The sequence below is a fragment of the Amycolatopsis sp. genome (genome assembly GCF_035276945.1).
Taxonomy (GTDB): Bacteria; Actinomycetota; Actinomycetes; order Mycobacteriales; family Pseudonocardiaceae; genus Amycolatopsis_E.
On the sequence record NZ_DATELF010000020.1, the window covers coordinates 1 to 11,883 of the forward strand.

The following is an 11,883-nucleotide window of genomic DNA, read 5'->3' on the forward strand; positions in this document are numbered from 1 at the left end:
ACGGGTCGCCAGCAGGCAAGCGGCAATCGTTAGGCTCGTTCCATGACCGAGCTCCTGACCCTGTTCAGGCGCGCGCACAAGCTGCTCAGCGCGGCTTCCGACGAGGCGATGAGCAGGCACGGGGTACGCCTGGGACAGAACCTCGTGCTCGAAGTGCTGTGGGCAGAGGACGGCCTGACCCCCGGGGAACTCGCCACCCGCCTGCACGTCACCACGCCGACGATCGTCAACACCGCCACCCGGATGGAGAAGGCCGGGCTCGTGGTCCGGCGGCGCGATCCCACGGACGCCAGGCTGGTCCGCGTGTATCTCACCGAAGAGGCCAAGGCCGCGCAGGACCCCATTCAACGGGCACGCGGTGAGCTCGAACGGCACGCGACGGCCACGCTCACCGAGGAGGAGCGTGACCACCTGCGCAACGCCCTTGCCAAGATCATCGACCAGCTGGCGGACGGAAGGTAGCGATGTCCACGCACCCTCCTCGCCCACTGTCCATTTCGGATGGATCGGCATGATCCGGCCGGTCAGGGCCGACGAGCTGACCGTCCTTCAAGAGATCGAGGTCTCCGCGGGACCAGTGCTTCGCCGATCTCGGTATGCACGCGATCGCCGAGGACGACCCGCCCCCGCTGACCGAGCTCGACCGTCACCGGCGGGCCGGGCTCGTCTGGGTCGCGGTCAACGGGAACGACCACGCCGTGGCCTACCTCGTCGCCGAACCCGTTGACGGCGGCCTGCACGTGAAGCAGGTGTCGGTACACGCGACGAGCGCGCGGCGGGGAATCGGCCGGTCGCTGCTGGATCACCTCGCGCGCCACGCTGTCGCGAACACGGTCCCCGCGCTGACCCTGACCACCTTCACCGAGGTGCCCTGGAACGCGCCGTACTACGAACGGTGCGGTTTCCGGCGCCTCTCACCCGATGAGCTGACATCGGGCCTGCACGCGATCCGGGCCTCCGAAGCGGCGGCCGGGCTCGACCGCTGGCCACGGGTGTGCATGCGGCGCGACCTGTGACGCGGACGAGTCCGGCCTGACGGTTACCCTGCTCGGGTGCTGGTACTGCTCCCCCCTTCGGAAACCAAGGCACCGGGCGGGGACGGCCCGCCCCTCGACCTCGACAGCCTGCCCTTCCCAGGCCTCACTCCCGTCCGCCGCAAACTGGCCGACGCACTCGTCGACCTCGCCGCCGACGTCCCCACCGCGCTGCGCACGCTCGGCCTGTCGCCCCGGCAGGAGGAGGAGGTCGCGCGCAACGCCGCGATCTGGTCGGCGCGCACCCTGCCGGCACTGGAGCGCTACACCGGCGTCCTCTACGACGCACTCGACATCGGCGGGTTCACCCGGACCCAGCGCGCGAAGGCCGAGCGACGGCTCGCCGTCGCCTCCGCGCTGTTCGGCGTCCTCCGCGGAAGCGACCGGATTCCGGCCTACCGGCTCTCGGGCGGCACCTCCCTTCCCGCGCTCGGCACGTTGCGCGCGTTGTGGCGGCCAGTCCTCGAACCCGTCCTCGCCGGACTCGGCGAACTGATCGTCGACCTGCGGTCGGGGGCGTACGCGTCGCTGGCCCGGATCCCGGGCGCGGTGACGGTGAAAGTGGTCACCGAAGACGGCAGGACGGTCAGTCATCACAACAAGGCCTACAAGGGAAGGCTGGCCGCCGCGCTGGCCGTTGCATCCCGCGAACCGTCCACAATAGACGGTCTGGTGGGCGCTGCGGAACGCGCCGGGATCCGGCTGTGGCGCACCGGCGACACCGAGCTGGAGCTCATCACGCCGGGCTGATCCGCCCTGGCCGCAACGGCTTGACGTCGAAGGCGGCCGCTTTTCGAACGCCATCGCCGCGACCAGCACACCGGCGAACGGAGCCACGGTGAGTCCCACCGGGCCGACCCCGGTGGCCACCAGCACATCCGGCCGCTCGTCGAACGGGCCGAGCAGCGGCAGCCCGTCCAGTGACGCCGACCGGAACCCGACCCGCGTTTCGGCCAGAGTCGCGCCGGCGAGCTTCGGTGCCACGGCGAGCGCGTGCTCGAGCACCTCGTGCTGGCCGCCCGCGGTCACCCGGCAGTCGAAGCCGAGCCGGTCTCCCTGGTCGCTCCGGCCACCACTCGCGAACCGGGAAAGGCGAGCAGGTAATGACTCGACATCGGCGGGACGACCGGCCACGCGCTCATGTCGGTGCCGGGCAGCTCGAAATGACTGATCTGACCGCACTGTGGCGCCACCGGCAGGTCCACGCCGAGTGGTGCGACCAGCTCGGCACTCCACGCCCAGCGGCGACGACGATCTTGTCCGCATGGTGTCTCGCCGCCGGCCCGGACGCTGGCCGAGGTCAGCTCCGCGTGCCCCTCGATCATCGAGGCGCCCCGGGCCGACGCCCCAGCGGGCAACGCCTCCCGCGGCCGGCGCCCCTCGACCCGGCCGCCGCCCGACACGTGCACCGCGCCGAGCCCGGAGGCCAGGACCGCGAACAGTTCGCGGGCTTGCGCCGGATCCAGCCGGGTCACGTCTCCGGCCGCAGGCGCTTCGGGCCCGTTCGCTGACCCCCTGGTGAACGCGTTCCAGTTCGGTCTCGTCGGCCGAGACGACCACCTCGAACGAAGAGTCCGGCGCGCCGTCCTCCGCAAGCTGTGCCACCAGTTCCGGGTAGCAGGAAGCCGCCGCTGAGGCCAGGTGCACTTCGGCGTGGCTCCGCTGTGCTGTCTGTGACGTCTGCGATATCCATGAGCAGACGATCCCCGCCCCCGCGGCCGTCTGCCACGCCCGGTCTGGTCACGTCCACCACCGTCACGTGGGCAGTCCGCCGCGCGAGCTGACCGGCGGTGCCGGCTCCGGCGATGCCCGATCCGATGACGATCACGCGTATACCGGAAAGCCTGCCCGAAATTAATGGGTTGCGACCCCACCGCCGTCTCCCGGAAGATCGAGACCTCGCGGAACGACTGATGCGGAACGACTGATGAGGAGGTGGCCCAATGTCGACAGATGCCTTCAGGCTGCCCTTCTTCGCCCATCCGCCTGCCCCGCCCGGCTGATCTTTTCGCATGAGGTGGGGCCCTCATCCAGGAGAACCCACCAGTGCGTGACATCCCCATGCGCCGTCGCCGCCCGCGCTTCGACGACGAGCAGCAGCCCACCCGCAGCGGCCGCCTCACCGAGGCGGAACGCGCCCGATTGGCCCAGGTCCGGGAAGACGCCTACGCCAAGCCCACCCTTCCCGCCGGCGCCGACCGGTACACCACGTGGGACACCGGCGAGCGCGGTCCACGCCCGTACCCGGGCTGGCTGGTCACCGAACTCGACGCGGTGGACACCGAACTCGGCGTGCTCAAGACGGGTAAGGAGGCCGACGTGCACCTGCTCCGGCGCGCGCTCCCCGACGGCTCGGGCGAATGCCTGCTGGCCGCGAAACGGTACCGCGCCACCGAGCACCGGCAGTTCCATCGCGACTCCGGCTATCTGGAAGGCCGGCGGATGCGCCGGTCCCGCGAGAACCGCGCGATCACCAACCGCACCTCGTTCGGCCGCAACCTGATCGCCGAGCAGTGGGCGGTCGCCGAGTTCGCCACGCTCGGTCGCTTGTGGACGGTGGGCGCGCCGGTACCCTATCCGGTGCAGCGCCATGGCACCGAAGTCCTGCTGGAATTCCTCGGCGACGAGGACGGCACCGCCGCGCCGAGGCTCGCGCAGTTGCGGCCCGGCCCCGGCGAACTGGCGGATCTGTGGTTCCAGGCCGTGGTGGCCCTCGAGCGCCTGGCCGATGAAGGGCTCGCGCATGGCGATCTGTCCGCCTACAACGTGCTGGTCGACGAAGGCAGGCTCATCCTGATCGACCTGCCGCAGGTGGTGGACCTGATCGCCAACCCGCGCGGCCCGGAGTTCCTGGCCAGGGACGTGCGGAACCTGGCGGGCTGGTTCACCGCGCAGGGACTGGAGGTCGAGGTCGCCGAGGTGATCGAAATTTTGCGCGACAGGGCCGGCCTGGGCTGAACCTGGCGTGACCACAGTCACAGCGGCCACCGCCGCAAGCCATGGCCACTGCTTCGGCTACACTGATCACCGGCCGCGTAACGCGGCGAGGCCGGCAACGTTGTTCTTAACGGTCTCGTCCGGCGGTAATCGACCCCCAAGCAGCGGCGCACAATGCGCCGGGTTCGTCCCTGTGAACGCCCATGGACAACATTCCTGCCTGCCCGCGTGCCGGCAAATCGGGCCTCCTTGTGACGTGCCAGCGTCGCCAGAGGCATCCGAAAGGAACTGAGTGAGCATCACCTTCGAGTCCGGCAAGTCCGTGCGCCCGGCCCGCAAGCCGCGTCGTACCCATACCGAGCGCGCCGAGCTGGCCGCGTTCACCGCGTCGGCGAAGTCCTTCGGCGAGTTCGGCCTGCCGGAGCCGCTGCTCCGGGCGCTCAGCGAGGCCGGGATCGACGCGCCGTTCCCCATCCAGGCGGCGACCCTGCCGGACGCGCTCGCCGGCCGTGACGTGCTGGGCCGCGCCCAGACCGGCTCGGGCAAGACACTCGCCTTCGGGCTCGCGCTGCTGGCCAGGCTGGCCGGTGGCAAGGCGAGGCCGAAGCGCCCGCGGGCGCTGGTGCTGGTGCCGACCCGCGAGCTGGCCATGCAGGTCGCCGACTCGCTGGCCCCGCTGGCCAAGGCGATGGGTTTGTGGTGCCGGACCGCGGTCGGCGGCATGGCCTTCACCCGCCAGGCCGACGCGCTGGCGCGTGGTGTGGACCTGCTGATCGCCACGCCGGGCAGGCTCTCCGACCACGCCCGGCAGGGCACCTGCATGCTGTCCGACGTGAACTTCGTCGCACTCGACGAGGCCGACCAGATGGCGGACATGGGCTTCCTGCCGCAGGTGCGGGAGATTCTCGACCTGACCCCCGCCCGCGGCCAGCGCCTGCTGTTCTCCGCCACGCTCGACGGTGACGTCAAGAAGCTGGTGGACGCCTACCTGACCGACCCGGTCGAGCACTCGGTCGCGCCGGTCACCGCGAGCGTGGACACCATGGAGCACTACGTGTTCCAGGTGTCGCACCAGGAGAAGCAGACGGTCGTCACCGAGATCGGCGCGCGGGAGGGCCGCACGATCATGTTCGTACGGACCAAGCACCACGTCGACCGGCTCGCCGAGCGGCTGCGCGCCAGCGGGGTGGCGGCCGGGGCGCTGCACGGCGGCAAGACCCAGGGCCAGCGCAACCGCGTACTCGCCGACTTCAAGGAAGGCCACACCCCGGTGCTGGTCGCCACCGACGTCGCGGCGCGCGGCATCCACGTCGACGACGTCAGCCTCGTGCTGCACGTCGACCCGGCCGCCGATCACAAGGACTACCTGCACCGCGCGGGCCGCACCGCGCGAGCCGGGGCGTCCGGCACTGTGGTCACCCTGGTCACCCACGACCAGCGCCGCACCGTCCGCCGGATGACCGAGCGGGCCGGGATCCGGGTCGAGAGCACCGCGATCCGGCCGGGCGACGCGGAGCTGGCCCGGATCACCGGTGCCCGTGAGCCGAGTGGGGAGCCGGTGCCCGAGCGGCGGCGCGAACCGCAACCTCGTCGCGGTGCCCCGCGCGGCGGCGACCGTTATCATGCCGATCGCTACCATGCCGACCGGCGTGGCGACCGGAACGGCGGCCGCTCTCGTGGTTTCGGCGGTCACCGCCAGGCTCGCGACGGTTCCCGCCCACACCGCTTCGGCCGCGGTCCCGCCAGGCAGCAGAGCAACTAGCGGCGCGCTGGGTGCCCGGCTCCGCCCGGCACCCAGCGGCAAATCGCCGTACCCCACGCATGAGCGCCGGCCGCGTGCTCTGAGACACTGCCGGAATGAACCCGCGTCCCACTGTTCCCGCGGTGCCCGCCGAGCAGGTGTTCGACTGGCTGGATGCGGAGGCCGCGCGCAGGGCCGAGGCCGGGCTCACACGTAAGCTCCGGCCACGACCCGCATCGGCTGCGGAACTGGACCTGGCCGGCAACGACTACCTCGGGCTGGCCAGGGACAAGCGGGTCGCCGGGGCGGCCGCGGCCGCCGCGTTGCGCTGGGGAGCCGGGTCGACCGGTTCCCGGCTGGTGACCGGGTCCACCGAACTGCACGCCGAACTCGAACACCAGCTGGCCCGGTTCTGCGGAGTCCAGGCGGCCTTGGTGTTCTCCTCCGGGTTCCTGGCCAACCTGGCCGCGGTCACCGCCCTGTCCGGCGCGGAATCGGCGATCGTCACCGACAAGTACATCCACGCCTCGCTCATCGAGGGCTGCCGCCTGTCCCGCGCCGACGTGGCCGCCGTCACGCACCGCGACCCCGTGGCGGTCGCGCACGCACTGAACACCAGGCGCAAGCCACGGGCCCTGGTGGTCACCGACTCGGTCTTCTCCGTGGACGGTGACCTGGCGCCGCTCGCCGAACTGTCCGGGGCCTGCCGCGCACACGGCGCGGCGATGCTCGTCGACGACGCACACGGTTTCGGCGTGCTCGGTGAGGGTGGCCGGGGTGCGGTGCACGCCGCGGGACTCATCGGCGAACCGGATGTCGTGACCACGATCACCCTGTCGAAAGCCCTTGGCGCCCAAGGCGGCGCGGTGCTCGGGCCGCGGCGGGTGATCCGGCATCTGGTCGAGACCGCCCGCAGCTTCATCTTCGACACCGGGCTCGCGCCGTCGAGCGCGGGCGCCGCGTTGGCGGCACTCGGCGTGCTCAAAGCGGAACCAGGGCTACCCGGCAGGATTCACACGGCCGCGGCCAGGCTCGCCGGACAACTGCGCGACGGTGGGTTCACCGTGAGCACGCCCCACGCGGCGGTGATCTCCGTGCACGCGCCCTCGCCCGAGGCCGCGGTCGCCTGGGCGGAGCGCTGCGCCCAGCTCGGCGTACGGGTCGGCTGTTTCCGGCCGCCGTCGGTGCCGGACGGCGTGTCCCGGCTGCGCCTGACCGTCCGAGCCGACCTCGGCGAGTCCGATGTGGACACCGCGGCGAAGGTGATCAGCGAGGCCGCGCCACCCGCCGCCACATCGTGATGTGCGGGATGCCGTCCTCTTCGAACTCCTCACCCTCGGCCACATAGCCGAACTTCGCGTAGAAGCCCTGCGCATAGGTCTGCGCATCGAGCACGCTGTAAGCGTCGCCCACGAAGTTGAGCGCGGCGGTCATCAGCTGCGCCGCGAGCCCCTGGCCACGGGCGTGCTTCGCGGTCACGACCCGGCCGATCCGGTAGGTCCCGTCCGGCTCGGTCAGCACCCTGAGGTAGGAATCCACTTCGCCGAGCCAGAAATGGCGGGTCGTGGCCAACAGGTCCCTGCCGTCCAGCTCCGGGTACGGGCAGTTCTGTTCCACCACGAACACGTCGACGCGCAATCGCAGAATGTCGTACAGCTGCCTGGGCGCCAGCTCGGTTCCCGCAAGGTTCACGGGTCCTTACTATCAGGGAAGTAGCCGCAGACCCGAGTGCGCCTTGATTTCATCGGCATAGGTGGACACACGGGTGTACACGCCGGGCTTGCCGGGCTGGGCGCAGCCCTCGCCCCAGGACACGAGGCCGATCAGTGTGTCCCCGACCACCAGCGGCCCGCCGGAGTCGCCCTGGCAGGCGTCGACACCGCCCTGCGGGTAGCCCGCGCACACCATGCTCCGCGCGTCGTAGACGCTGAAGCTGTTCGCACAGCTCGCGTCGCTGACCACCGGCACGATTGCCTCGCGCAGCACCAGTGAACGCTGCCCGCCGTCGCTCGTACGCCCCCAGCCGAGCACGGTCGCCTTGGTGCCCTCTCCGTAGAGCGCCGGGTCGTTGCCGTCGGGCAGGTTCACCTGGCGGTACGACATGCTCCGGTCGAGCTTGAGCACGGCGATGTCGTCGCCCTTCCCGGGGTCGGTGAAACCCGGTTCGATCCACACGCCGGAGACGCGGGCCACGGTGCCGTCGTTGCTTCGCTTGTCCTGCCTGCCCCCGACCACGCGGATACTGGCACTGTCGATCGCGCCCGCGCAGTGGGCCGCCGTGGCCACCGCCGACGGGCCGACGAGCGCCCCACCGCAGAACTGGTTGCCGTTGGGGTCGGTGAGATAGACGGTGTACGGGTAGTCCCTGATCGAAGCCGGGTCCCCGCCGACGACGAACGGCCGCGCGGCGCGCGCGGTGTCGGCCATGGCCGCGACCGGGTGGCACGCGGCGAACGCGACCACGGCCGCGCACGTCAAGCGGAACTTGCGATCACGGCGGCGATGCTTCGCCATGCGAACCCCTCCCTCTCCAGACGCGAACACAGTAGTTGATGGGACCGCTACGCGTTGTCACTGAATCGGGTGGTCTCTGTCGAGGTTGTGACAAGCTTGGCGCCGTGCGAACCCGTGCCGTCGCGCTGCCGACCCTCACGCTGGTCACTGGGCTGGCCGCATGTGACGCGTCCGCGCGGCCTCAGCCGAGCGCCGTTGCCCCTGCTCCGCTCATTTCGAGCGCACCACCGACGACAACGCCGAGTACGGCGGGCAGCTGGGACGGATGGGAAATCGGCGCGCACCCGTTGCCGAGGCGCCCGGACGGCTTCGGCGAAGTCGAATCCACCCCGGTGGCGCTGCGGAACCGCGTTCTTCCGACCAGGGACAGCCTCCCGCCGCCGGCCGACGGCGAATACACCTCGGCGATCAGCGAGGTCCCCGCCGACGTGCTCGCCCGCAGCACCTGGCAGGCCGGCTGCCCGGTGGACAGGACACGACTGCGTTACCTGACGATGGCGTTCTGGGGTTTCGACGGCAGGGCGCACACCGGCGAGATGCTGGTGAACGCCTCGGTCGCGCAAGACGTCACCCAGGTGTTCGGCCGGCTGTTCGCGGCCCGGTTCCCGATCGAGGAGATGCGCGTCACGCGGGCGGATGAACTGGACGCGGCTCCCACCGGCGACGGCAACAACACCAGCGCGTTCGTCTGCCGCCCGGTGCGCGGTCAGCCGAACTGGTCGGCGCACGCCTACGGGCTGGCCGTCGACCTCGATCCCTTCTGCAACCCCTACTCCAGGGGCGACCTGGTGCTGCCCGAACTGGCCTCGGCCTATCTCGACCGGTCCTGGCGCCGCCCCGGGATGATCCTGCCCGGCGACGCGACGGTCCGGGCGTTTTCGGCGATCGGCTGGAGCTGGGGCGGGAAGTGGGTCTCTCCCACGGACCGGATGCACTTCAGCGCCACCGGAACTTGAGGAACCCGGAACTTGAGGAACAAAGTGCGGCGTAACGAAGTTGAGCAGAACGTGCCTCACTACGACCTCATCATCGTCGGGAGCGGCTCGGGGAACTCGATCCTGGACCCCCGCTTCGCGGACTGGAAAACGGCGATCGTGGAGAAGGGCGTCTTCGGGGGCACGTGTCTCAACGTCGGCTGCATCCCGACGAAGATGTTCGTGCACACCGCGGATCTTGCCGCGACGCCGTCGATCAGTTCGCGGTTGGGCGTGGACGAAGAGCTGCTCGGGGTGCGGTGGCGCGACGTTCGCGACCGGATCTTCGGCCGAATCGACCCGATCGCGGCCGGCGGGCGCGATTACCGCGTGAGACACGAGGACAACGCGAACGTCACCGTCTACGAAGGCGAGGGGTGCTTCACCGGGTACAAGGAGTTGACGGTCTCCCGGCCTTCTGGGGGTGCGACCTCCAGAAGGCCGGGGGCAAGCCCCGAGACCCCCGTCCGGGACCGCACCGAGACGCTCACCGCCGACCGGTTCGTGCTCGCGGCCGGCGGCAGGCCGGTGATCCCCGCCATCGAGGGTCTCGAGGAGATCGGCTACCACACTTCCGACACGGTGATGCGGCTGGACGAGCTGCCGTCGCGGCTGGTCATCATCGGCAGCGGGTTCGTCGCGGCCGAATTCGCACACGTGTTCGCGTCTTTCGGCGTCGAAATCACCGTTGTCGCCCGCTCGGGCGCGCTGCTGCGGCACGAGGACGCCGACATCAGCACGCGATTCACCGAACTCGCCTCGCGACGCTTCGACGTTCGCCTCAACCGTCACGCGAAGCTGGCCCGGCGCACGGAATCCGGGATCGTGCTCGAGTTCGCCGAAGGCGAGACCGTCGAAACGGATGAGGTGCTGATCGCGACCGGCAGGCGGCCGAACTCCGACCTGCTCGACGTCGCCGCCACCGGAGTATCCACATTGGACAGCGGACATGCGGCGGTCGACGAATATCAGCAAACCTCCGTGGAGGGCATCTACGCCCTCGGCGACCTCTCGTCGCCACACGAGCTCAAGCACGTCGCCAACCATGAGGCCCGGGTGGTGCAGCACAACCTGCTGCACCCCGACGACCGGATCAGGTCCGACCACCGCATCGTCCCGCACGCGGTGTTCAGCTCGCCGCAGATCGCGTCCGTGGGGCTGACCGAGGAGCAGGCGCGCGAACAGGGCGTGCGGTACGTGACGGCCGTCCAGGACTACGCGGGTATCGCCTACGGCTGGGCGACGGAGGACACCACCGGATTCGTCAAGCTACTGGCCGACCCGGACACCGGCCTGCTGCTCGGTGCGCACATCATCGGCCCGCAGGCGTCCACGGTGATCCAGCCACTGATCCAGGCGATGAGCTTCGGCCTCGACGCGCGCACCATGGCGCGCGGTCAGTACTGGATCCACCCCGCACTGCCCGAACTGATCGAAAACGCCCTGCTCAACCTCCCACTCGAGTAGCGGCTCAGACGAACCGCGGCCGCCCGGCGAGGAAGCCGAAGAAAGTCTGCCCCGCGCACACGGCGAGCAGCATGGCGAACGGGACCGTCCACCCACCGGTCTCCTCGCGCAGCAGGCCGAACAGGAACGGGCCGAGCGCGGCGAGGAGGTAACCGAACCCCTGCGCCATCGCGGACAGGCGTGCGGTCTCTTCTCCGGTGCGGGCCCTCAGCGTGATGATCGTGATCGCGAGGGAGAAGACACTCATCCCGATGCCGAGGCAGATCGACCACAGCAGCGGCTGCGCTCCCGGCGCGACCATCGCCCCCGCGGTCCCCACGAGCCCGAACACACCCAGCGCGGCCACCCACCAGCTCTGGCCACGCGAGCGGGCCGCGAGGGGCACCAGGAACAGGCTCACCGGCAAGCCGAGCAACGAGATGAGCCCGACCAGGAGACCGGCACCACCGCGGCTCACGCCCGCCTCCACGAAGACCTCCGGCAGCCAGCCCATCACGATGTAGGCCAGGCACGCCTGCAGGCCGAAGAACAGCGTGACCGTCCACGCGAGCCGGTTCCCCAGCAGCGAGCGGCCGCCGCTGTGCGGTCTACCCGCCGAGACGGCCAAGGCCGGCTTGGTTCGCGCGGCGACCAGCCACAGCAGCAGCGCCACGCCGGAGAGCACGGCCCAGCCGGCCAGTCCCTGCCGCCAGCCGCCGAGCGCGAGGTCCACCGGCGGGGTCACCGCCGAGCCGAGCGCGCCACCGGTCTGCAACGCGCCCGTGTAGAAGCCGCTCATCAGGCCGATCCGGGTGGCGAACGCGTCCTTGACCACGACCGGGATCAGCACGTTGGCCAGGGCGATCCCGGCGGTGGTCACGAGCGTCCCGCCGAGCACGACGAACGGGCCGTCCAGCACCCGCACCAGGAGACCACCGGTGAGCAGCGCCAGCGACACGGTGACCGTCGTGGCCACGCCGATCCGCCTGGCGATCCAGGGTGCGGTGGACCCGGCCACGGCGAAGCACAGGCCGGGGACGGTGGTCAGCGCCCCGGACCAGGTCGAGGAAGCCCCGAGCGAATTCCGCACCTCGTCGAGCACCGAGCCCACCGAAGTCACGGCCGGGCGAAGGTTGAGCGCGGCGAGCACCACGGCGACACCCAGCAGACCGGCTCCGGTCAGCGCGCGGCCCGCCGCTCGTTGTTTCACCGATGTTTCCGCCACCCCTTCACTATC

General features: G+C 70.6%; 12 protein-coding genes. 8 read left to right on the plus strand and 4 right to left on the minus strand.

Going from position 1 to position 11,883, the window contains the following annotated elements:
- The first annotated feature begins 42 nt into the window (after nt 1-42).
- The 3 genes from VJT49_RS02110 to yaaA all read left to right on the plus strand — a co-directional run bounded on the left by VJT49_RS02110 (nt 43) and on the right by yaaA (nt 1,784).
- Nucleotides 43-462: a MarR family transcriptional regulator gene (locus VJT49_RS02110; RefSeq protein ID WP_324162553.1), complete on the plus strand. Its 420-nt coding sequence runs from the start codon at nt 43-45 to the stop codon at nt 460-462.
- 134 nt (nt 463-596) lie between these two features.
- Nucleotides 597-1,016, plus strand: a complete 420-nt coding sequence (locus tag VJT49_RS02115; protein WP_324162554.1) for a GNAT family N-acetyltransferase — start codon at nt 597-599, stop codon at nt 1,014-1,016.
- Nucleotides 1,017-1,052: 36 nt separating this feature from the next.
- Nucleotides 1,053-1,784, plus strand: coding sequence for a peroxide stress protein YaaA (gene yaaA / locus VJT49_RS02120; protein WP_324162556.1), 732 nt, complete (start codon nt 1,053-1,055; stop codon nt 1,782-1,784).
- 275 nt (nt 1,785-2,059) lie between these two features.
- Here the strand turns inward: yaaA and VJT49_RS02125 are convergent, their stop codons facing one another.
- Nucleotides 2,060-2,509, minus strand: coding sequence for an FAD-dependent oxidoreductase (locus VJT49_RS02125; protein WP_324162558.1), 450 nt, complete (start codon nt 2,507-2,509; stop codon nt 2,060-2,062).
- 586 nt (nt 2,510-3,095) lie between these two features.
- Here VJT49_RS02125 and VJT49_RS02130 point away from each other — a divergent pair.
- The 3 genes from VJT49_RS02130 to VJT49_RS02140 all read left to right on the plus strand — a co-directional run bounded on the left by VJT49_RS02130 (nt 3,096) and on the right by VJT49_RS02140 (nt 7,013).
- On the plus strand, nt 3,096-3,992 hold the full coding sequence (locus VJT49_RS02130) for a serine protein kinase RIO (RefSeq protein WP_324162856.1): 897 nt from the start codon (nt 3,096-3,098) through the stop codon (nt 3,990-3,992).
- Nucleotides 3,993-4,263: 271 nt separating this feature from the next.
- Nucleotides 4,264-5,733, plus strand: a complete 1,470-nt coding sequence (locus VJT49_RS02135; RefSeq protein ID WP_414635783.1) for a DEAD/DEAH box helicase — start codon at nt 4,264-4,266, stop codon at nt 5,731-5,733.
- 95 nt (nt 5,734-5,828) lie between these two features.
- Complete coding sequence (locus tag VJT49_RS02140; RefSeq protein WP_324162559.1) at nt 5,829-7,013, plus strand: 8-amino-7-oxononanoate synthase; 1,185 nt, start codon at nt 5,829-5,831, stop codon at nt 7,011-7,013.
- On the opposite strand, the gene VJT49_RS02145 is transcribed toward VJT49_RS02140, so the two are convergent.
- Together VJT49_RS02145 and VJT49_RS02150 are read right to left on the minus strand one after the other, a co-directional pair.
- Nucleotides 6,979-7,404: a GNAT family N-acetyltransferase gene (locus VJT49_RS02145; RefSeq protein WP_324162560.1), complete on the minus strand. Its 426-nt coding sequence runs from the start codon at nt 7,402-7,404 to the stop codon at nt 6,979-6,981. The genes VJT49_RS02140 and VJT49_RS02145 overlap by 35 nt on opposite strands.
- A 12-nt stretch (nt 7,405-7,416) precedes the next feature.
- Nucleotides 7,417-8,226 carry a serine protease gene (locus VJT49_RS02150; RefSeq protein ID WP_324162561.1) on the minus strand — a complete coding sequence of 270 codons (810 nt, stop codon included), beginning with the start codon at nt 8,224-8,226 and terminating at the stop codon, nt 7,417-7,419.
- A 104-nt stretch (nt 8,227-8,330) separates the two neighbouring features.
- On the opposite strand from VJT49_RS02150, the gene VJT49_RS02155 reads away from it, so the two are divergent.
- Nucleotides 8,331-9,182: a M15 family metallopeptidase gene (locus VJT49_RS02155; protein ID WP_414635784.1), complete on the plus strand. Its 852-nt coding sequence runs from the start codon at nt 8,331-8,333 to the stop codon at nt 9,180-9,182.
- Between the two features lie 51 nt (nt 9,183-9,233).
- A complete protein-coding gene (locus VJT49_RS02160; protein ID WP_324162861.1) occupies nt 9,234-10,667 on the plus strand; it encodes a mycothione reductase in 1,434 nt (477 codons plus the stop codon).
- A gap of 4 nt (nt 10,668-10,671) precedes the next feature.
- Here the strand turns inward: VJT49_RS02160 and VJT49_RS02165 are convergent, their stop codons facing one another.
- Complete coding sequence (locus VJT49_RS02165) at nt 10,672-11,856, minus strand: MFS transporter (RefSeq protein ID WP_324162562.1); 1,185 nt, start codon at nt 11,854-11,856, stop codon at nt 10,672-10,674.
- Nucleotides 11,857-11,883: the final 27 nt, after the last annotated feature.

Excerpts from the sequence above, each read along its gene's own strand:
- VJT49_RS02110 (WP_324162553.1), top strand. The coding sequence starts at position 43 with ATGACCGAGCTCCTGACCCTGTTCAGGCGCGCGCACAAGCTGCTCAGC.
- VJT49_RS02115 (WP_324162554.1), top strand. The coding sequence starts at position 597 with ATGCACGCGATCGCCGAGGACGACCCGCCCCCGCTGACCGAGCTCGAC.
- VJT49_RS02130 (WP_324162856.1), top strand. The coding sequence starts at position 3,096 with ATGCGCCGTCGCCGCCCGCGCTTCGACGACGAGCAGCAGCCCACCCGC.
- VJT49_RS02140 (WP_324162559.1), top strand. The coding sequence starts at position 5,829 with ATGAACCCGCGTCCCACTGTTCCCGCGGTGCCCGCCGAGCAGGTGTTC.
- VJT49_RS02150 (WP_324162561.1), bottom strand. The coding sequence starts at position 8,226 with ATGGCGAAGCATCGCCGCCGTGATCGCAAGTTCCGCTTGACGTGCGCG.